General features: G+C 40.1%; 17 protein-coding genes and 1 pseudogene. 4 read left to right on the forward strand and 14 right to left on the reverse strand.

Features of this window, described 5'->3' with window-relative positions; all coding sequences use genetic code 11:
• The first annotated feature begins 512 nt into the window (after nucleotides 1–512).
• A pseudogene (locus ACFILD_RS01115) lies at nucleotides 513–880 on the forward strand (helix-turn-helix domain-containing protein).
• A gap of 1,567 nt (nucleotides 881–2,447) precedes the next feature.
• Here the strand turns inward: ACFILD_RS01115 and ACFILD_RS01120 are convergent.
• The 4 genes from ACFILD_RS01120 to ACFILD_RS01135 all read right to left on the reverse strand — a co-directional run bounded on the left by ACFILD_RS01120 (nucleotide 2,448) and on the right by ACFILD_RS01135 (nucleotide 5,840).
• A complete protein-coding gene (locus tag ACFILD_RS01120; protein WP_375637704.1) occupies nucleotides 2,448–2,843 on the reverse strand; it encodes a hypothetical protein in 396 nt (131 codons plus the stop codon).
• A 645-nt stretch (nucleotides 2,844–3,488) separates the two neighbouring features.
• A complete protein-coding gene (locus ACFILD_RS01125) occupies nucleotides 3,489–4,724 on the reverse strand; it encodes an MFS transporter (protein WP_375664658.1) in 1,236 nt (411 codons plus the stop codon).
• A gap of 518 nt (nucleotides 4,725–5,242) precedes the next feature.
• A complete protein-coding gene (locus ACFILD_RS01130; protein WP_375664653.1) occupies nucleotides 5,243–5,368 on the reverse strand; it encodes a hypothetical protein in 126 nt (41 codons plus the stop codon).
• A 301-nt stretch (nucleotides 5,369–5,669) separates the two neighbouring features.
• The gene (locus ACFILD_RS01135; RefSeq protein ID WP_375664655.1) at nucleotides 5,670–5,840 is read right to left on the reverse strand and encodes a hypothetical protein; all 171 of its coding nucleotides are present in this window, start codon (nucleotides 5,838–5,840) and stop codon (nucleotides 5,670–5,672) included.
• A 527-nt stretch (nucleotides 5,841–6,367) separates the two neighbouring features.
• On the opposite strand from ACFILD_RS01135, the gene ACFILD_RS01140 reads away from it, so the two are divergent.
• Nucleotides 6,368–6,739, forward strand: a complete 372-nt coding sequence (locus ACFILD_RS01140) for a helix-turn-helix domain-containing protein (RefSeq protein WP_375664659.1) — start codon at nucleotides 6,368–6,370, stop codon at nucleotides 6,737–6,739.
• A gap of 237 nt (nucleotides 6,740–6,976) precedes the next feature.
• Here ACFILD_RS01140 and ACFILD_RS01145 read toward each other — a convergent pair whose 3' ends face one another.
• The 5 genes from ACFILD_RS01145 to ACFILD_RS01165 all read right to left on the reverse strand — a co-directional run bounded on the left by ACFILD_RS01145 (nucleotide 6,977) and on the right by ACFILD_RS01165 (nucleotide 12,535).
• Nucleotides 6,977–8,116, reverse strand: a complete 1,140-nt coding sequence (locus ACFILD_RS01145; RefSeq protein ID WP_375664656.1) for a hypothetical protein — start codon at nucleotides 8,114–8,116, stop codon at nucleotides 6,977–6,979.
• An 835-nt stretch (nucleotides 8,117–8,951) separates the two neighbouring features.
• On the reverse strand, nucleotides 8,952–11,531 hold the full coding sequence (clpB, locus tag ACFILD_RS01150) for an ATP-dependent chaperone ClpB (protein WP_375631423.1): 2,580 nt from the start codon (nucleotides 11,529–11,531) through the stop codon (nucleotides 8,952–8,954).
• 69 nt (nucleotides 11,532–11,600) lie between these two features.
• The gene (locus tag ACFILD_RS01155; RefSeq protein WP_375631424.1) at nucleotides 11,601–11,903 is read right to left on the reverse strand and encodes a hypothetical protein; all 303 of its coding nucleotides are present in this window, start codon (nucleotides 11,901–11,903) and stop codon (nucleotides 11,601–11,603) included.
• A 250-nt stretch (nucleotides 11,904–12,153) separates the two neighbouring features.
• Complete coding sequence (locus ACFILD_RS01160) at nucleotides 12,154–12,282, reverse strand: hypothetical protein (RefSeq protein ID WP_375658169.1); 129 nt, start codon at nucleotides 12,280–12,282, stop codon at nucleotides 12,154–12,156.
• Between the two features lie 118 nt (nucleotides 12,283–12,400).
• Nucleotides 12,401–12,535 carry a hypothetical protein gene (locus tag ACFILD_RS01165; RefSeq protein ID WP_273790828.1) on the reverse strand — a complete coding sequence of 45 codons (135 nt, stop codon included), beginning with the start codon at nucleotides 12,533–12,535 and terminating at the stop codon, nucleotides 12,401–12,403.
• A gap of 1,460 nt (nucleotides 12,536–13,995) precedes the next feature.
• Here ACFILD_RS01165 and ACFILD_RS01170 point away from each other — a divergent pair.
• Together ACFILD_RS01170 and ACFILD_RS01175 are read left to right on the forward strand one after the other, a co-directional pair.
• Nucleotides 13,996–14,367, forward strand: coding sequence for a helix-turn-helix domain-containing protein (locus ACFILD_RS01170; protein ID WP_375631426.1), 372 nt, complete (start codon nucleotides 13,996–13,998; stop codon nucleotides 14,365–14,367).
• Between the two features lie 349 nt (nucleotides 14,368–14,716).
• A complete protein-coding gene (locus ACFILD_RS01175; protein ID WP_375631426.1) occupies nucleotides 14,717–15,088 on the forward strand; it encodes a helix-turn-helix domain-containing protein in 372 nt (123 codons plus the stop codon).
• Nucleotides 15,089–15,517: 429 nt separating this feature from the next.
• Here ACFILD_RS01175 and ACFILD_RS01180 read toward each other — a convergent pair whose 3' ends face one another.
• The 5 genes from ACFILD_RS01180 to ACFILD_RS01200 all read right to left on the reverse strand — a co-directional run bounded on the left by ACFILD_RS01180 (nucleotide 15,518) and on the right by ACFILD_RS01200 (nucleotide 19,637).
• Nucleotides 15,518–16,507, reverse strand: a complete 990-nt coding sequence (locus tag ACFILD_RS01180; protein ID WP_375664657.1) for an MFS transporter — start codon at nucleotides 16,505–16,507, stop codon at nucleotides 15,518–15,520.
• A 1,238-nt stretch (nucleotides 16,508–17,745) separates the two neighbouring features.
• A complete protein-coding gene (gene yacG, locus ACFILD_RS01185) occupies nucleotides 17,746–18,027 on the reverse strand; it encodes a DNA gyrase inhibitor YacG (RefSeq protein WP_273790829.1) in 282 nt (93 codons plus the stop codon).
• A 21-nt stretch (nucleotides 18,028–18,048) separates the two neighbouring features.
• Nucleotides 18,049–18,762 (reverse strand): Maf family nucleotide pyrophosphatase, encoded by a 714-nt coding sequence (locus tag ACFILD_RS01190; RefSeq protein ID WP_273790830.1) that lies wholly within the window; start codon nucleotides 18,760–18,762, stop codon nucleotides 18,049–18,051.
• A 235-nt stretch (nucleotides 18,763–18,997) separates the two neighbouring features.
• Nucleotides 18,998–19,216 carry a translation initiation factor IF-1 gene (gene infA / locus ACFILD_RS01195; protein ID WP_004857577.1) on the reverse strand — a complete coding sequence of 73 codons (219 nt, stop codon included), beginning with the start codon at nucleotides 19,214–19,216 and terminating at the stop codon, nucleotides 18,998–19,000.
• 247 nt (nucleotides 19,217–19,463) lie between these two features.
• The gene (locus ACFILD_RS01200; protein WP_375631467.1) at nucleotides 19,464–19,637 is read right to left on the reverse strand and encodes a hypothetical protein; all 174 of its coding nucleotides are present in this window, start codon (nucleotides 19,635–19,637) and stop codon (nucleotides 19,464–19,466) included.
• Between the last annotated feature and the right edge of the window lie 1,414 nt (nucleotides 19,638–21,051).

The following is a 21,051-nucleotide window of genomic DNA, read 5'->3' on the forward strand; positions in this document are numbered from 1 at the left end:
TTCATATGGCTATCCCACACTTCAAAGAATGGTGTTTCATCAAACACGCCAGATAAGCTCTGATCTACAATTCGGCTTCAAAAAGCAAATTTTCCTCTGCTGAATAAAGCTTCCACCCCGCACTGGTTTTAAACTATCATCCAACCTCTTACCCAATAAATTCCCCTACTAACATCAGATTACTTACCCTACTAACATCAGATTACCGCCCCCAAACATCCCTATTTTACAGTATAACAGACTAAAAAATATTTTAATTTTCTTGCCAATCTTCTGAAATTACTTTACTAATGAGGCAATTTTGGTCGTCTACGCAACAACCAAGAGGGGTTAAAAGCCCTAAGTTCAGTACATAAAAATCGATACCACTTTGTGGGTATCTCCCGGATTCCGGGAGCTTTTGCTATGTCCAGGTGCTTGTCAGCACTAAAAGCAAAAGGCTGACTGAACTCAGTACTTTTAACTCCCGGAATACTCATGCGAGGGCGCTCGCAACCGGAGGGGAGCTTGAAGTGCAAACTAAAAATTCACATTTTAATGACATTTCAATAGGTAAAAGAATCCGTTATAGACGACTTTCAATGGGACTTTCTCAAAAGGAGTTAGGAAGCTATTTAGGTGTCAGTTTTCAACAAATCCAGAAATATGAAAAAGGTTTAAATCGTGTAAGCGCGGGGTGTTTGCTCGAAATTGCTAAAAAACTAGAGGTTCCTATGAACTTTTTTATGCGGACCTTTTAACAGAAGATATTCCCACAAAAGAACATGCCTTACACCACGATCAAGACACATACAGCGAAAAAGAACACGCCCTTTTAAAAAACTTTAGAGAGCTCCAGCCGAAAAAACAAAAAGCAATCTTGTGGTTGATTTCTGATTAGACAGTGGTTAATTTCTGATTAGACAAAAGCGCATCAATCGACATCCGTTGCCAATATTCCCCTCTGCCTAAAGCCTTACCGCCTGATACCACCACATCTCAAAAAACGGTTTAGGCACCGGTTTACGACATCATAGGATAACAAACTTCAAAATAGGATAAAAACACCAAAACCTTGGAAAGACATCCCCACCTCTCTCACAGAATCTTATCAAAGATCTCTTCTGATTTAAACGCACAATTCCGATTGTATCATTATGATACCTTTTTACATTTACCTTGTCAAGTTTTTATATTTTTCTTTTGATATTTTTGTGTTTTTCTTTAAGGGAGCCACATCCCTCAAAACACTTTTCCTGCAAAATGCCCCTCATACAAAACACAATGTCTAAAACAACAAGAGCTAAAATAGGATTTTTCCTAAATAGGTATCCCTCTAAATGGGATTTCCCCTCTAAATAGGATTTCATTGTATTGCTCATTCCACCCGCTTACTAAAAAAACACCTCTCAATGCTTCTCACACCCATTTCACGGATATCCCCCATACAAATATAGATGCAACTATAATTGTTAAGTTCCGCATAGAATATAAACGCCCACCACGATTTTTCTCTCTTCACATCTCTTTACACATCAGCTCTGCAATCTGTTCACAGCCATTCCCCACACACTCTTCTCCAGAAAACGCACTTCAACAGCACTCTTCATCCCAACTTTCTCCTCCATTCACGAAGACACTTCCCCCAATCCTTCTCACCACTCCATACAATAACAATATATTGATTTATAATGATAATTTAGCATTATTTATATTGATTGAGAGTTCCGAATATCGTAAGATTCTCTCATTTCAAATCCCTCCCATGTTGAATCAATCAAAATCATTCGCTTCCACGTTAAAAGCGAGGAGAGCCCGTGTAAAACTATTAAGAAAGGAGTAAAAATGGCTCTTATGAACCTTTCCAAGAGCTGTCACAACATTAGGGGCTAGCAAATATAATGATAATACCCAGCTTGCTTCTTCATAAGTGTAAAGATAGGGGTGCTCAATGGATTTATCATTATACCATGACAAAAAACACGCACAATATATAAATCCATAAATCCTCCGCATCATTTTACAGATTCACATTTTTACGCTTTTACATCTTCACAGAACGCAGCCAAAGGAAACTCCCAAACCACCACGCGACAATTTGATAAAAACAAAACACCTTTCCAACAATCTCAAACAACAGATTTCTGTAAAGAGTTCATATGAATTTGATTGTTTAGATCTGACTATTAGATTGGCATATAGAGCCGTAGAACAGAAAGTAATTTTCTATAAGACAGAAACGATAAAAGCGCTATATAACTGAGACAGAACATGAAAGATTGCAAACAGATAAAACGACATCTTTCTTCGTTACAACACTGAAATTGTAAACGAGACGACGGATAATTGTCATCTGAATATGTAATTTTCACATCTGCAAATTTTTATTGATTAATTTAATCCCAACACTTCCCCTGAAATACATTTCTTCATTATCTACTTCTTTGAGACAAACCGGCAAAGGGGTTTCATCTATTATAAGTGCGAATATAATAACGCGTTACTCCAACCTCATCATAAGAAACCATAGACAAGATACCTGTCTTTATTGGCGTTATTTGATAAGTCAAAATTACACCATTTTGCTGTTTGTTTGGTTGATCTGTATAGATCACGTTATATCCATTCCGTCGCAAGAGATTAATAAATACAGGAGTAAAGTTGTCTTCTGTTTTATTTTTTTTCACAATAAGTGTTGTTGTAGCGGGCGGTAAAGGTTTTTTAAGATTACGAACAAAATCGTTAGCAATTAATTTTATATCATCTTGCGTAATATTTGGACTGACATAACTTGATGAATAATTATTGATAGATGCACAACCAGCCACCAAGACAAGAGGCAACGGAAATAAATATTTTGACATCTTAACTCCCCTATAAATTGTATTCTCTTCTGAGAAGCTCCTACACCAGAAATAAGAGCATCCTTTCAAAGAATAGCCTTAACAACATACTGCTTTACTATCAAGCATTAGTTAATCACTTTCTCGCTTGTTTAAAAAACGACCACCATCTCTCATAGTACTCAAAGCTTATGTTTAAGACACAAAATATATATGTTAAAAGTACGAAAAAACACATGTAAAGCATATAGTATATGTATACTTACTTTCATGGTGTGTTGCATTACATAAACCAACGCACAGCACCCTTCATTTCCCCTCCATTCACGAAGACACTTCCCCCCAATCCTTCTCACCCCTCCATATCATGACAAAAAACACGCACAATATATGAACCCATAAATCCTCCACTTCACTTTTACAGATTCACATTTTTACGCTTCTCCACATTTACAGAACAAAGCCAAGGAAAGGTTCACCACCCCGCACCACTCTATAAACAACGGTCTGTAAAGAATTCAAATGCTTGCCTAGCAAGTTTCCACCACTGACCACTCATTCGTTTCAGATCACCCCCTTCAAAGAGCTGTGTTTTTACCTCATGAATAAGATAATGAGCAAAACCGTCTTTAAAAAAAAAGAAACGGCATGGAGATATCAAATATATCAATGGTCGTCATCAACTGTCGTGTTAAGAGGTGTTAACTCTTTATTTTTCTTAATTTTTACAACGCCAATAATTCCCGTGGAAATAATTAATGCGGACATCGCTAAAAAAGAGCTTAACAATCCCACGAGTGCCAAAAGTCCAGCAATAAAGCCAGACATTGCTTCCGCAGAGTTTGCTAAAGTTGAAAAGGTTCCAAAACTCTTACCAAAATCTTCACGACGAGAATATAATTGAATAGCTGAGACTAAACCAATATCCACAAAGGCACCAATAAATCCTAAAACAAATGCTAACACGAGAAGGAATTTTAAATAAATTTCTGCAGCTAAGGGCATAACAAACAGAATAACCCCATAAAGAAGCCAAAATATCATGAGCTTCAACGAAGTAATATTTAATATAATTTTACTATATAACAAACCACCAACAATAGTTCCAACAGCCATGAGAGAAAAAATATAACTCACAAAGCTTTCCTCTCCCCCCACAAAAAGAACAAAAGCTGGAATTAAAAATCTTAAAATTGCACCCGTAAAGAGAATAGCAAACGACGAGCTAACGAGCGTAATAAATAAATTATTATTTTCTGTAGAAATATATTTAAGATATGAAGCTGTTTCTCGATAAATTTTTATAAAATTGAATGATTTATTCTCGCTTGAATTTAAATTCATGAGATTAAATAACATGATAATAGATATAAAATAGGTAAAAAAATCAAAAATGAGTACTGCCGATTTATTTGCTAAAAAAAGCAGTATGGAACAAACCAAAGGGCCAATGACGGCTGCCGTTTCCATGATAATTTGAGCAATGCTATTGGCCTTTGTAAGATCTTTTATTGAAAACATTCTGGGAATAGCAGCTTGAAAACTTGGTTGGAAAATACTTCTTCCTATCGTTGTACATATTGCTGCAAAAATAAGAACAATGATATGTGCCGTACCTGTTATATAAGTTATAAAAACAAACAATGAAGCTAATAATCTAACAACTTCACTTAAGATCATATTTTTCTTCAAAGAAAAATTATCCGCTAACCAACCTCCTATAGGGCCAAAAAAGAGAAAAGGGATAAATCGAAAAAAATACACAAGACCTGTAAAAAAGGTGTTATCTGTTAATTCTAAGACCAGTAAAATAAAAACAACTTCATAAGCATAATCACCAACTTTGGAAATAAAGAGAGAACAAAAAAGAGCTAATGGACTCTTTTTTAAAAACAAATTCATATCAACCATCCGATATTAAACTTTTCTACACTTAAAGTTACACTTCCTTCGATACAATTGGTGATATGAACTTCAGAAGAGTCTTTTATTCTAATAAATCGCTTAATAAGTTAAGTGAAAATTTTTAAAGAAATACTCCTCTTGATATAAGCATTTACTCTAATATCAAGTAATATATTAATTTTTCTTGCTTATTTGCTTTAAAAAAAGAAAGAATGTAAAAATTATGAGATCAAAATCTGCTATATTAGTACACTGACTTCCAGCCCACGTCTCAAAGAATGAAAATTCCCAACCAGCACTAATCTACAATCCCACGTCAAAAAGCAGCTTTCCCCACAAAATAAAGCTTACACCCAACCACGCCTCAAACGACAGCACTTCGTCAGGCTCGACAAATCAAGCCCTATCTTCTTAAGCCATCCTTCACGCATCTCTTTGCACCACCCGCCTTACCCACACTCTCCTCTTATCCATGCGCACTCTCTTCATCCTCCATTCCCCCTTTTTCTCTCCCATCACACACTTAACAACTTAACAGACTCTTCCTCCCAGCGTCTCCCTCCATTCACGAAAACACTTCCCCCCAATCCTCGCACCACATTCCACGCCCCCAAAAGCCCAAAGTGACCAAAAACACGCACAATATATAATCCACAAATCCCCCACTTCACTTTTACGGATATATATTTTTACGCTTTTACATCTTTAAAGAACGAAACCAACGAAAGGTTCACCACCCCACACCGCTCTATAAACAACAGTCTGTAAACGAACCCAGCTTTTTGCCTAGTACCCTTACAGTCTTCAGACACCCCACCTCAAACGACAACACTTCGTCAGGCTCGACAAATCAAACCCTATCTTCTTAAGCCGCCATCCATCACACATCTCTTTGCAACACCCGCATTACCCACACTCTCCTCTTATCCATGCGCACTCTCTTCATCCTCCATTCCCCCTTTTCTCTCCCATCACACACTTAACAACTGAACACCCCTCTTCCTCCCAGCTTCCCCCTCCATTCACGAAAACACTTCCCCCCAATCCTCGCACCACATTCCACGCCCCCAAAAGCCCAAAGTGACCCAAAACACGCACAATATATAAATCCATAAGTCCTCCGTTTCATTTTTACGGATATACGTTTTTACATCTTTACAGAACGAAACCAACGAAAGGTTCACCACCCCACACCGCTCTATAAACAATAGTCTATAAACGAACCCAGCTTTTTGCCTAGTACCCTTACAGTCTTCAGACCCCCCCCTCAAACGACAACACTTCATCAGGCTCAACAAATCAAGCCCTGCCCTCAAATATTCTAGCTCTTCACTCCCCCTAAAAGAGCAGTGTTTTACGGCATAATAGAATAGAAAATTTTTGATTGTTCTTGCCAAGCTTCTGAATTTACTTTATCACTTAAAGTGTAATTTTGGTCGTCTACGCAACGATCAATAGGGATTAAAAACCCGAAGACTTGACACATAAATTTATCCCGCTTTGCGGGTATCCCGGGATTCCGGGAGATTTTGCTATGTCCAGGTGCTTTGGCACTAAAAGCAAAAAGCTGAGTCAAGTCAGTGTTTTTAACTCCCGGAATACCAATGCGAGGGCGCTCGCAACCGGAGGGGGGGCTTGAAGTGCCAACTAAAAATCCACATTTTATCGACATTTTGATAGGCAAAAGAATCCGTCACAGACGCATTGCAATGGGAGTTTCCCAAAAAGAATTAGGATGCCATTTAAGCGTCAGTTTCCAACAAATCCAAAAATATGAAAAAGGCTCAAACCGTGTAAGCGCAAAATGTTTGCTCGAAATCGCCCAAAAACTAGAAGTTCCCGTAAACTTTTTTTATGCCGATATTGCCACAAAAAAAGATCTTTCAACAAAAGAAACTCTCTTACACCACAATCAAGAAACCTATAGCGAAAAAGAACACACCCTTTTGAAAAACTTTAGAGAACTTCAGCCGAAAAAACAAAAAGCAATCTTGTGGTTGATTTCTGATTAAGCAAAAGCGCAACGATCAACATTATTCCATTCATATTCCCTTTAAGTCAAATTCAAACCAGCTTCCCCTCAAACAACAGCACTTCATCAGGCTCAATAACTCAAACCCTGCCCTCAAATATTCTAGCACACCACACCCCTTCAAAGAGCAATGTTTTACGGCAGATAGGATAATCAGCTGCATTTTTGTTGTCACTTATAATTTTCCAATGACTTTTGAATGCCTCTATTAATCTTTTTATAGCACTTTTACTCTTTTTAAAGCTTCTTTCTCTGCTTCTTCTTTTAACTTCATGCCATTGGCGCTTTCGTACCTTTTTATTGTTTTTTCAATCTGATCATCAGTCCCTGCTTTAAAGACAATCATTGTTTCAAACGGACGAAATAATGACGATTGCGAAATATGAAAAAAGATATTCGTGCGCAAATTGCTTGGATCACACTCGCTATACCCTTTTCTTTTTAAGTCATGGATAGATATCGTTTTTTTTGACATAGCAAGACCAATAACATCGCTATTTTTCTCACCAAAATCTTTCACTGTTAAAAGGTTATTTTCAGCGTCACAAACTGTCGATATATTCATGACTTCGTCAAGAACTTGATCATTTATGTCAAATTGAGCATTGCTGACAAAAATGAATACAAGATCACGCAAAGAACAAGCTTTTTGAAAATAACAAGCATTGTACAAACGTGAGCGAATCCCAAGACATCCGACTGCTTGTCGAATGATTTTTATAGCGAGCTCATATGATTTTTCATCTAAACGATGATCACGAATGTCTGGAATGTAGATTTCTTGTGTTTCTTGTAACGGTGCAACTTCACTGTTTAATGCACGATCAATAAGCTTTTCTAACCAATTGTAACTCTCACTATTATCCTGCTCTCGGACAAACGATCTGATCTCTTCTAAAAGATTGTACAGCCCACACTCGTCTCTAAAAGCACGCTCTCTTCGGTCACACGTCATCGTAAATGTATGGGTATTTTCTCGTTTGTCCGGTATAGATGATGCGTCAATTTCTGGATCATTCACTTTAAATGGATCAACGCTTTCTCCACTTTTAACAGATATCGAATGCTCACCTCTAATAGTATCAAAAACTCTCGCCCCTTGCTCCTCCCTAAAAGAAATGCCTTGTTCAAGAAACATCTTTAATGGATTGGAATCATCCGGTGTTAACGATATACGCTGTATTAAAGAGTCCAAAATTTCCTGTTGAAGCACAGCATCACTTATTAACGAATCTTTCCTATCCTCGTAGAAATCCTTTAAGCCTTCTGGAATACGCCCATTGTAACTCTTAACTTCCTTTGCAAACCAGCTGTTAATTAATTCCTTGTTTGTGGCTAAGTTTGTAGCTAATTTCATGAGATTATACCCCCCATTTAAATTTCAAATGATCCTTTTTATCAATAAACTCCAATACAGTTTTTATTAAAACTCTTGAAAAAAGTTCATTATCTTTTTGTTTTACTTAGTATTTACCATATTATAGTTTATTGGTAAATAAGTAAAGTAAACTAAATTAAGATATAGATGATATTTTTAATATACACCTCCACTTAAACTTGTCTTTATAACACGAATAGCAAAAATTTTAACCAAAACAAGTTAGGGAGCTTTTTTTCAGTCTTTATCTTGATTAAAAAACTGCAAAGGAGCAAACTTGATTGTGCAGATAATCATACTCCCTCATCTACGAGCCACCGACAAGAGTGCAATCAATCAAACAGTTAAAAAAACTTTTAGCAAAATTTTAAAGCAGAAAAACGCACATCACCGAAAAAATGAGAGAGCAGTGCATTTTACGCATCCTCCACCTTTTTCTTAAACAGCAAAATTCCAATCCATCATCAAAATATCTTCGTCTAAAATTCCCTACCCCCCCTTCAAAGAGCAATATTTTACGGCGGATAAACGGCATTTCTCTTTAACGCTTTTACGCACAAAGCAATAAAGCAATCCCTCTTGTGACTTCACTCATTACATTGCAAGAAAATAGCTTTCACGACAATCAGAAGTAAAAGAATCCTACGATATTCGAGAACGCTCATTTAACATGCAAAAACACCGACCATTCCCTTTGCTTTGCGATAAAACACCGCTGTCTCATCGTGAATTTTCTAAATCAGCACACCTCAAAGAGCGGTATTATCGCATAATAGGATTATCACCGCCCTTTATAGCGTGAATTTTTCCACACTTAATCTTCAGGCAAAAATTCCAACCGATCTCCTTGTTTTGTAATTTTCACCGTTGTCTCATCATGAATTTTTCCAAATAAGATATTTTCCGCCAGTGGGTCTTGAATTTCTTTTTGGATAATCCGTTTAAGCGGACGCGCACCATAGAGCGGATCATAGCCCTTATCGGCAAGAAATTTTCTCACCTCTGGCTCGATTTGCAAAGTTATTTTGCGTTCATTGAGCAAATTTTGCAAATGTTCTATCTGAATATCGACGATCGCTTCCATATCGTGACGTTGCAGCCTTTGAAAGAGAATAATCTCATCAATACGGTTTAAAAACTCAGGACGGAAAGCCGCTTTCACGACATTCATAACATCATTTTTTGCCTGCTCAACGGTTTGCCCTTCAGGCAAAGCAGTTAAAAACTCAGCACCAAGATTAGAAGTCATAATCAGCAAGGTATTGCGAAAATCGACGGTACGTCCTTGACTATCGGTCAAACGTCCCTCATCCAACACTTGCAACAAGAGATTAAAAATATCAGGGTGTGCTTTTTCAATTTCGTCGAATAGAATGACCTGGTAAGGTCTTCTACGTACAGCTTCGGTCAGCACCCCACCCTCTTCATATCCAACATATCCAGGTGGCGCCCCAATCAGCCGCGCCCCAGCATGTTTTTCCATATATTCCGACATATCGATGCGCAACATGGCATTGGAGTCTTGGAAAAGAAAAGCGGCAAGTGCTTTGGTTAATTCGGTTTTTCCCACACCGGTAGGACCCAAAAACATGAAAGAGCCAAGCGGGCGATTGGGATCTTGCAACCCTGCGCGCGCACGGCGTACAGCGCGAGAAACAGCTTGAACAGCCTCTCCCTGCCCAATCACACGTTTGCTAATTTCATCTTCCATACGCAACAGCGCCTCCCGTTCTGCCTCCAGCATTCGATCAACAGGAATACCGGTCCAGCGTGAAACAATCCGCGCCACATGTTCAGCAGTAACCGTCTCTTCAACGAGATGATTTTGTTGATCATCATTTTCCGCAATGCTCAATTGTTTTTCGAGTTCAGGGATAACGCTATAAGCGAGCTCTCCAGCGCGTTGGAATTGTCCATCACGTTGTGCAATAGCCAAAGCATTACGTGCTTCTTCGAGTTGTTTTTTCAAATCAGCAGCATGCCCTAATTTTTGTTTCTCAGCCTGCCAAGCACTTGTCATCTCAGCGGACTGTTGTTCCAATGTTTTGAGTTCCTCCTGCACATTTTCCAAACGTTCTTTTGCTGTTGGCTCGACATCTGTTTTCAAAGCTTCCCGTTCGATCTTCAACTGTAAAATACGCCGATCAACAGCATCGAGTTCTTCCGGCTTTGAATCGACCTGCATGCGCAACCGTGCCGCCGCTTCATCGATAAGGTCAATAGCTTTATCCGGCAAGAAGCGATCCGTAATATAGCGGTTAGACAAACGCGCCGCCGCAATCAAAGCACTATCAGCCAAGCGCACTTTGTGATGTTGTTCATATTTTTCCTTAATACCGCGCAAGATAGAAATAGTATCTTCTAAAGAGGGTTCCGGTACAAAGACAGGCTGAAAGCGGCGTGCAAGAGCAGCATCTTTTTCGACATATTTTCGATATTCATCGAGCGTAGTAGCCCCCACACAATGGAGTTCTCCGCGTGCAAGAGCAGGTTTTAACAAGTTAGAAGCATCCATAGGACCGTCAGATTTTCCAGCCCCAACGAGATTATGCAATTCATCGATAAACAAAATGATCTGCCCATTTTCAGCTTGCACCTCTGCCAACACCGCTTTGAGGCGCTCTTCGAATTCCCCACGATATTTTGCACCAGCGATAAGCGCTCCCATATCCAACGCATGAAGCTGTTTATCCCGCAAAGTTTCAGGCACATCGCCATTAACAATGCGCAATGCCAACCCTTCCACGATAGCTGTTTTCCCCACCCCTGGTTCACCAATAAGCACAGGATTATTTTTGGTCCGCCGAGAGAGCACCTGAATAGTGCGGCGGATTTCCTCTTCCCGCCCAATCACAGGGTCGAGTTTTCCTTCACGGGCATCTTTTGTGAGATCACGGGCATATTTTTGCAAAGCATCATATTGGCTTTCGGCATGGGGGCTTGTTGCTGTTTTTCCTTTCCGCAAATCATTAATAGCCTCATTAAGCGCCTGCGCTGTCAACCCTCCGTTTGTAAGAATATCAGCAGTTTTTGCGGTCTTTTCCATGATCAGCGCTTGCAACACACGCTCAACGGTCACAAATTGATCACCGGCTTTTTTCGCCAAATCTTCCGCCATGTTAAAGACTTTTGCCAACGGCTGAGAGAGATAGAGCTGTCCATTCCCCCCTTGCACTTTAGGCAAAGCATCAAGTGCTTCATTAAGCGCCTTTCGAATAAGAGTAAGATCACCACCCGCTTTTTGGATCAGTGATGCTGCCAATCCTTGAGAATCGTCTAACAACACTTTCAACAGATGCTCCGGCAAAAACTGCTGATGATCAGAAGCAAGGGCACCACTTTGTGCTGATTGTAAAAAACCCTGCACGCGTTCGCTATATTTTTCCAAATTCATTTTTTTTCCTTAAATCTCAAGCCACCACCGCACTTTAAATTCCCCCAACATTCCACAAAAGAGACATCTTCAAAGGACAGCCCACCCCCCACAAAACACCGCAAATGATGCCGCATGAAGAAGAACCGTAGTGCTAAAAAGAATATGGGTTTTTACACGCCTCATAGCAAGAGGGAGAAAAAAATACGCTATCAATTTAAACAAAAACCGCAACTCCCCTATACGCCCCACCAGCCCAGCTTCCCCACCAGCCCAGCCTCCCCACCAGCCCAACCCCAACCGGCCTAGCCCCACTATTACAGTCTCTTCACCCCCAATGCTCCCATCGATGTCAGACAAAAGCCCACCATGACAAAAACACGCACAACACATAGCCCCCCCACCTTTCTCACAAACACATTTTTACGCTTTTACATCTTTACAGAACGAAGCCAACGAAAGGCTTACCACCCCACACTGCTTTGTAAACACTGTTCTGTAAAAGAACCCAGCTTTTTGCCTAGTACCCCCCTTACAGTCTTCAGACTCCCCTCCTCAAACGACAGCACTTCATCAGGCTCAACAAATCAAGCTCTATCTCCTTAAATCACCATTCCTTCACGCATCTCTTTGCACCACCGCCTTACCAACACTCTTCTCCTATCCATGCGCACTCTCTCCATTCTCCCTTCCCGTTTTTCTCTCCCGTCACACACTCACAACTTAACAGCACTCTTCCTCCCAACTTCCATTCACAGACTCTTTCCCTCATTTATCTCGCCACATTTCTCACCATGACAAAAACACACACAACACATAGCCCCCCACTCCTTTCTCACAAACACATTTTTACGCTTTTACATCTTTACAGAACGAAGCCAACGAAAGGCTTACCACCCCACACCGCTTTGTAAACACTGTTCTGTAAATAATTCAAATACTTGTCTAGCAAGTTTCCACCACTGACCACGCATTCGTTTCAGATCACCTTCCATTCCTCCCACACTCTTCTCCAACCAACGCACTCAACAACATTCTCCATTTCTCTTCCAGTCTGGCACCTCCCCCAATCCTCTCACTACATTCTATGTCAGACAAAAGCCCAACGTAACCAAAACACGCACAATATATAAATCCACAAATCCTCCGCTTCACTTTTACGGATATACATTTTTACGCTTTTACATCTTTACAGAACAAAGCCAACGAAAGGCTCACCACTCCACACCGCTTTGTAAACACTGTTCTGTAAACAATCCAACTTCTTATCTCAAAGGCCCCCTACTGATCACTTTGTATAGTTATCACCCACCCCACAAACGAAACTGTTTCATTAGACTAGACAGATAAGTCCAGCCTAAAACATTTATCACACACTCTAAAAAACGCCTAAATGTGAATATTGATATGCTGATATAACACCCCTCCAAATAGCGCCGTTTTATGGCATAACAGAATAGAAAATTTTTGATTGTTCTTGCCAATCTTCTGAAATTACTTTATCACTTAAAGTGTCATTTTGATCGTCTACGCAGCGATCAACAGGGAAAACAGGCCCTAAACCCTAGCGTACAATTGAGCCTACTCTTGTGGGTTTCCCGGAATTCCGGGAGTTTTTTGCTATGTCCAGGTGCTTTTCCGCACTAAAAGCAAAAAGCTGACTAGGGTTCAGTACTTGTTGCTCCCGGAATACCAATGCGAGGGCGCTCGCAACCGGAGGGGGTGTAAAGTTCCAACTAAAAATCCAAATTTTATCGACATTTCTGATTAAGCAAAAGACGCGATTTATAATCCATATTTCGCACTTTTTAAAAAGTACCCAATCATATAGTCTTTGAGATTATTTTCATTTCTCTTGCCAATCTTCTGAAATTACTTTATTGATAAGCACGTGTTTTTGATCGTCCACGCAACGACCAAAGGGAACTGAAAGCCCTAAACCTAACGTACAATTGAGCCCACTTTTGTGGGTATCCCGGAATTCCGGGAGATTTTGCTATGTCCAGGTGCGTTTCCGCACTAAAAGCAAAAAACTGACTAGAGCTCAGTATTTTGACTCCCGGAATACCAATGCGAGGGCGCTCGCAACCGGAGGGGGGGCTTGAAGTGCCAACTAAAAATCAAAATTTTTCGACATTCTGATTAAGCAAAAGACGCGATTTATAATCCATATTTCGCACTTTTTTAAAAAGTACCCAATTTTATAGTCTTTGAGATTATTTTCATTTCTCTTGCCAATCTTCTGAAATTACTTTACAAATTAAAAAATGTTTTTTGATCGTCTACGCAACGGTCAAATAGGGAGTTGAAGACCCGAAACCTAAACATAAATTTATCCCACTCTGTGGGTTTCCCGGGATTCCGGGAGTTTTTGCTATGTCCAAGTGTTCTCAACACTAAAAGCAAAAAGCTGATTTAGGTTCAGTATTTTCAACCTCCCGGAATACCAATGCGAGGGCGCTCGCAACCGGAGGGGGGGCTTGAAGTGCAAACCAAAAATCCAAATTTTATCGACATTCTGATAGGCAAAAGAATCCGCCACAGACGCATTTCAATGAGCCTTTCCCAAAAAGAATTAGGAAGCCATTTAGGTGTCAGTTTTCAACAAATCCAAAAATACGAAAAAGGCTTCAATCGTGTAAGCGCAGGATGTTTACTCAAAATCGCCCAAAAACTGGAAGTTCCTATAAGCTTTTTTTATGCAGACATTGCTACAAAAGAAGATATCTCAACAAAAGAAAATACCCCACTCCGTGATCAAGAAACCTATAGCGAAAAAGAACACACTCTTTTGAAAAACTTTAGAGACCTCCAGCCAAAAAAACAAAAAGCAATCTTGTGGTTGATTTCTGATTAAGCAAAACGCCCCCATCAACATATCCTCTCCCCCTTAAGTCAAATTCAAACCAGCACACCTCAAATAGCGCCGTTTTATGGCATATTGATTTTTCTTGCCAATCTTCTGAAATTACTTTACAAATTAAAAAATGTTTTTTGATCGTCCACGCAACGATCAATAGGGAACTAAAAGCCCTAAATCCGAGCGTACAATTGAGCCTACTTTTGTGGGTATCCCGGAATTCCGGGAGTTTTTGCTATGTCCAGGTGCTTTAAGCACTAAAAGCAAAAAAACTGACTCGGATTCAGTACTTTTAGACTCCCGGAATACCAATGCGAGGGCGCTCGCAACCGGAGGGGGGCTTGAAGTGCAAACCAAAAATCCAAATTTTATCGACATTCTGATAGGCAAAAGAATTCGCCACAGACGCATTTCAATGAGCCTTTCCCAAAAAGAATTAGGAAGCCATTTAGGTGTCAGTTTTCAACAAATCCAAAAATACGAAAAAGGCTTCAATCGTGTAAGCGCAGGATGTTTACTCAAAATCGCCCAAAAACTGGAAGTTCCTATAAGCTTTTTTTATGCAGACATTGCTACAAAAGAAGATATCTCAACAAAAGAAAATACCCCACTCCGTGATCAAGAAACCTATAGCGAAAAAGAACACACTCTTTTGAAAAACTTTAGAGACCTCCAGCCAAAAAAACAAAAAGCAATCTTGTGGTTGATTTCTGATTAGGAAAAAGAGCAACAATTAACATACCCCCGCCTAAAGTTTCCCATACCTGATATCACCATACCCCCAAGAGTGATGTTTTATGGCATATAAGATAATTCACACTATAGCTTGTTTTCTGTTTCCATTATTGCGTCAAGCCAAGCTGATTGAGGATTAGCAGCTGAGTTTTTAAGTTTGACTATTCGTAGCAAAGCGGAGTTAAACAAAAATGACATTATCGCTCAAAACCATGCCCCCTATTGAGTTTACGAGACGGTAGAACAGTGTCAAGAAAACAAAGCCCCGAAAAACAAACAAAAATATGAGCGGTTAAGTAAAAATCAAAAATTGAATCTATAACGTTGAAAGAGCTGCTCTATGTTGGATTATCTCCACGTCCTCTAAACCTCAGAAAAATGATTTAAAACATTTGTTTCGTTGATGAGCCAATCATTGAGATCGAACAATAGACAAAGAACGGTTCACCAATATCCTGATAGCCAATAAACAGAATAATCCACTCAATCCAGAAAGAAGGAACAATTTTCCAGCCGAAGTGTGACCTAAAACAAACGCTCCAACAAACGGCGCCACCAACATAGCTAAATTTTGTATAGACTGCACCCATCCGGAAGCCAATCCAATCTGTTCATTGAAATTGCTTACCAGATAAACATTAGAAGATATGGAAAAGTAAGCGCTAACCATTCCAATAAGGAAAAAACAAAGCAACAAAGTCTCAATACGGAGTAAATCAAAGTAAAAAAAGCACACTGAGATCATGACAAAACCAATCATTGTTGACATTGCCGGCATTAACAACTCCGATATTTTGCCTGTAAGGGGTTTATGCTTTGATTGTTTCACACGCCAAAACCCATAGAGAAAATTACCAATCGCTGAAGCAGATACCAGCATTCCAAGAGTCTGTTTATTCATTTTCATTGTGCCGAGAATAACGGGCAACTGATTATTCACCATAAAGACCATGGCAAAATACACAAACACCACCGCCACATAGGCATACCAAGCTGTCCCATAAAGCCTCTGCTGTGCTTGCGTGGTATTCGCTTTTTTTATTCTTAGCGACGAGACAGGTTGTGCACCAAGACAACAAAACACGATAAAGCCTAGCAATGTCAAAAATCCAGAAAATAATAAAGTATAGGTATCTGATAAAAGTACAGACAGAGCACTCCCCAAAGCAGGTCCTATCATCTTTGCTGCGCTATTGATCATGTTAAGCACAGAATAGTAACGAGTCCGTCCGTGTTCAGGCACAGAATTTGCACTAAGAACGGAAATTGCAGGCATGGCTAGACTGTTGAATGTCGCTCGAATAACTGCCAGTATAATAAATCCTTGCAGACTCGTCGCCAGCAATAAACCGACAGTACATAGCGCCCGTAACAGCAGTGACGCCCGCAACCAATGGATCATAGAACGGTGGACTTACCAACATTCCAATTGGCTTAGACAGAACGATACCAGGGAATAATGTTGCCGCTCCAATAAAAGCGACATCATATTGATTAGCTTTCCAAGTGAACACAGATACGGTCAAAATCACGATATAATCAATCCAGCCCCCAAATGACACCATACCATTACCCAGCAAAAGCACCAACAAGCGATTTTTTATTGCCCCACCTCTTTGCACCAAAACACACCCCCCTTCTTTTTCGTTAGCAATACTGATTAGATGACCAATTTTTCCTCACACCCTAAAAGCATCAACGACCTTCCTGCAACAAAGCACCAACAAGCGATTTTTTATTGCCCCATCTCTTTGCACCAAAACACGCCCCCCTTCTTTTTCCTTAGCAATACTGATTAGATGATCAATTTTTTCTTACACCCTAAAAGCACCAACAACTTTCACGCAACAAAGCACCAACAAGCGATTTTTTATTGCCCCACCTCTTTGCCCCAAAACACGCACCCCTTCTGTTTCCTTAGCAATACTGATCAGATGATCAATTTTTCCTCATACCCTAAAAGCATCAACGACTTTCCTGCAACACAGCACCAACAAGCGATTTTTTATTGCCCCACCTCTTTGCACCAAAACACGCACCCCTTCTTTTTCGTTAGCAATACTGATTAGATGACCAATTTTTCCTCATACCCTAAAGGCACCAACAACTTTCACGCAACAAAGCACCAACAAGCGATTTTTTATTGCCCCACCTCTTTGCACCAAAACACGCGCCCCTTCTTTTTCGTTAGCAATACTGATTAGATGACCAATTTTTCCTCATACCCTAAAAGCACCAACAACTTTCACGCAACAAAGCACCAACAAGCGATTTTTTATTGCGCCACCTCTTTGCACCAAAACACGCCCCCCTTCTTTTTCCTTAGCAATACTGATTAGATGATCAATTTTTCCTCATACCCTAAAAGCATCAACGACCTTCCTGCAACAAAGCACTATCGACCTTCCTGTAACAAGGCAATTTATAATTATCCATGGTAACCACTGGGGATAAGTCTTAGATATGTATTAAAACTTCCATCGTTGATTGAACTTAATCTGCGTCTTTGCGAATGACGACAATAACCAAGCCGTTAATCCAGCTCTTGAATCCATTGATATAGGATAATCCCGCGCGCCTTCCTTTAGCTCCCACACAAAAAAACGCTCTGAGCGTCCTCTTCTCAAGAGGAAGCCCCCTTTATTCTTCTTCATCACTTTTCTGTGGAGGAGGCGGTAAAATATAAGAGCCTGAAAGCCAACGATTAAGATCAATGGCTCGGCACCGTGTGGAACAAAAAGGATATGAAGATTTTTGTGACATTTGACCACAAATAGGACAAGGATGCGGAGGACGGGTCTCTTTTTGCAAATTTAGCTCTTTTTGTTCTTGGCGCACCTTTGTCTTCTGCTCGTTCATTAACTTTTCTTCTGTTCCTTTTTTTTCATTTTTTTTCTCTTTTTGTTGCTTTTCACCTTGCATTGAACTTGCCTTACAGTTTTTCTAATGCGTTTCTTCAGCCCAGTGAGTGAAAAGTGGATAGTGATAAGCGATCAAGAGATCGGCTGTTTCAGCCAAAGGCAATCCCACAACATTAGAATAAGATCCCCTGATATAGACAACAAAAGCACCGGCTTTTCCTTGGATAGCGTAGCCACCCGCTTTCCCTTGCCATTCTCCTGAAGCAAGGTAAGCCTTCATCATGGCAGAGGTTAAGCGTCTAAAACGGACACGACTTTCAACCAATTTTACGGTTATTTTTCCATGTTCATTGAGCGCACAAATGGCGCCATAGACCTTATGCGAACGCCCAGAAAGGTATCGTAAACATTCATAAGCCTCATCCTCGCTTTCTGGTTTGGGGAGAATGGTCCGCCCCACAGCCACCACCGTATCAGCCGCTAAGATAATCATTTTCTGTCCAGGTAATTTTTCTTGACCATTCTGCAACTCGTCTTGACCATTCTGACTGTACCAGCGCAAAATCTCTTGGGCTTTCAGCGCTTTTTCTTTTGCCAAACGTTTGGCAAGCTTTGCAGGATGTTCTTTTAATTTTGGTGTTTCATCAATATCACTTGCATAAACCTGCTGCGGATCAATCCCTATTTGTGCCAAGAGCGCTAAACGCCTTGGCGAAGCGGAGGCAAGCACCAAATGAATTTCTTCTGTAAGAGTATCTGCCAAACGTTTTTCCCCCCACTCTCTTATATTTCTCATTTCCACCCCTTCACAATTGACTTCCCTCTCACCCCCCTTTTACGCACCCCCTTTTAAGCGCCCCCCTTTAAGCACCATTAATCTCCTTATCCTTTTTTTGCATTGATTTTACAGTTTTTCAAGGACCTTCAAATACTTCCCTTTTTTCACTCATGAAAAGCAAACTAAAAAACTGTTAAAAAATAATAGAAATAATATGATAGCTTTTAGAAAAAAGCACAAGCCACCCACGAGGCTACTTATAGCGATATGTAATACGCCCTTTTGTCAAATCATAAGGTGTCATTTCCACCATGATTTTATCACCGGCCAACACCCGTATACGATTTTTCCGCATTCTACCAGCGGTATGGGCAATAATTTCATGATCATTTTCCAGTTTCACACGAAACATCGCGTTAGGTAAGAGTTCAGTAACGATACCAGAAAATTCTAAAACTTCTTCTTTTGACATAAACAAACATTTCCTTTACAGTGCACATATTTTGTTAAGCTGCGCGTTATTTCCAGCGTTCATACCCTATTTTCTTAAGTTTGTGAATAAAAATTCCACAAAAAGGGAAAGGTTTTTCAAGTTTACTCTCTCATGTTCTCAAAAAACATCACCTCACACCTTAAGAATCAAAACTTTCTCTCCACCAATTTTACCCGCTAATTTCCTTCAATTTTTATGATGATTTTGGTTTCAGTATGACAAGAAATTACGCTAATTTTTCCCCTAAAGCATTTTCCCAATACCTCTGACTAATCCCTCCACAACTTACAAACAATCCTCCTCCCTCCAACTTTTCCTCACCTTCCGCCTTCCACACCTTAAACATGCGCCCTTCAGATAAACACCACTCCCCACACCAAAAGCCCCCTCCTTTTTTCAAAACCTTCTCCATTCTTCACACACCATTCACAACATGCTTCACCGCCCCCCTCCACACTCTATGTATTCCCGTACACCCTTGCCCCATTTTCCCTCTCTCCACACATTTCCTCTAAGCCACTCCTTTCATTTATGTTGCTCTCCCTACCTTCGAAAACACGATCCCCATACATTGCGTATCATTAACCACAACGCCCCTAACAACATAAAGCCTTTCCTTTTTCACGAATATACGTTTTCACGCTTTTACAGATTCACAGAATAAAGCCAAATGAAACTTCCACCCCACGCCACTCTATAAACAATAGTATTAACCCAGCTTCTTGCCTAGCCAATCTCCCCAAGCACTTCAGATCACCCACCCTCAAACGAGATTATTTCATCAAACGCGACAAAAAAATCCAGCCTAAAATATTCATCACACTCTAAAAAAACACGTTGATAAATTGATATGCCGGATATCACCACCCCTATAAGATCCCCTTCTAATCATGATTTCGGAGCCGCGTGAGAGGGACAAAACAAGCCGTTAAGTTCTTGGGTCAAGGACGCCGTTAGGCGCCATGTAATGGTCTCCTTGACCTTAAGAACCTAGGATTGTTAGTCCCCTCATTAAACGCGGGTCTGATCTCATGATTTTGGTGAGCGTTCCGGAGAGTTTGAGAGGCGGAAAGCCTCTCATTAAAAAACAAAGTTTATAAATAAAAACTATTTTTATTTGCCAATCTTCTGAAATTACTTTATCACTTAAAGTGTAAGTTTGGTCGTATACGCAACGACCAATAGGGAGCTAAAAGCCCGAAAGCTTAATACATGAATTTATCCCGCATTGCGAGTATCCCGGAATTCCGGGAGATTTTGCTATGTCCAGGTGCGTTTCCGCACTAAAAGCAAAAAGCTGATTTAGGTTCAGTATTTTTGACTCCCGGAATACCAATGCGAGGGCGCTCGCAACCGGAGGGGGGCTTGAAGTGCAAACTAAAAATCCAAATTTTATCGATATTTTGATAGCAAAAAAACGCGATNTAAAAATCCAAATTTTATCGATATTTTGATAGCAAAAAAACGCGATTTATAATCCATATTTCGCACTTTTTTAAAAAGTACCCAATCTTATAGTCTTTGAGATTATTTTGATTTTTCTTGCCAATCTCCTGAAATTACTTTATTGATAAGCACGTGTTTTTGATCGTCCACGCAACGATCAAATAGGGAGCTAAAAGCCCGAAAGCTTAATACATAAATTTATCCCGCATTGCGGGTATCCCGGAATTCCGGGAGATTTTGCTATGTCCAGGTGCGTTTCCGCACTAAAAGCAAAAAGCTGATTAAGCTCAGTACTTTTAGACTCCCGGAATACCAATGCGAGGGCGCTCGCAACCGGAGGGGGGCTTGAAGTGCAAACCAAAAATCCA

This window comes from Bartonella sp. CL162QHHD, from assembly GCF_042195435.1.
Taxonomy (GTDB): Bacteria; Pseudomonadota; Alphaproteobacteria; order Rhizobiales; family Rhizobiaceae; genus Bartonella.

Bases quoted from the DNA above. Each gene is read 5' to 3' on its own strand.
- ACFILD_RS01120 (WP_375637704.1), bottom strand. From the start codon at position 2,843: ATGTCAAAATATTTATTTCCGTTGCCTCTTGTCTTGGTGGCTGGTTGT.
- ACFILD_RS01125 (WP_375664658.1), bottom strand. From the start codon at position 4,724: ATGAATTTGTTTTTAAAAAAGAGTCCATTAGCTCTTTTTTGTTCTCTC.
- ACFILD_RS01135 (WP_375664655.1), bottom strand. From the start codon at position 5,840: ATGGATTTATATATTGTGCGTGTTTTGGGTCACTTTGGGCTTTTGGGG.
- ACFILD_RS01145 (WP_375664656.1), bottom strand. From the start codon at position 8,116: ATGAAATTAGCTACAAACTTAGCCACAAACAAGGAATTAATTAACAGC.
- clpB (WP_375631423.1), bottom strand. From the start codon at position 11,531: ATGAATTTGGAAAAATATAGCGAACGCGTGCAGGGTTTTTTACAATCA.
- ACFILD_RS01155 (WP_375631424.1), bottom strand. From the start codon at position 11,903: ATGTGTTGTGCGTGTTTTTGTCATGGTGGGCTTTTGTCTGACATCGAT.
- ACFILD_RS01160 (WP_375658169.1), bottom strand. From the start codon at position 12,282: ATGAGGGAAAGAGTCTGTGAATGGAAGTTGGGAGGAAGAGTGCTGTTA.
- ACFILD_RS01180 (WP_375664657.1), bottom strand. From the start codon at position 16,507: ATGATCCATTGGTTGCGGGCGTCACTGCTGTTACGGGCGCTATGTACT.
- yacG (WP_273790829.1), bottom strand. From the start codon at position 18,027: ATGCAAGGTGAAAAGCAACAAAAAGAGAAAAAAAATGAAAAAAAAGGA.
- ACFILD_RS01190 (WP_273790830.1), bottom strand. From the start codon at position 18,762: ATGAGAAATATAAGAGAGTGGGGGGAAAAACGTTTGGCAGATACTCTT.
- infA (WP_004857577.1), bottom strand. From the start codon at position 19,216: ATGTCAAAAGAAGAAGTTTTAGAATTTTCTGGTATCGTTACTGAACTC.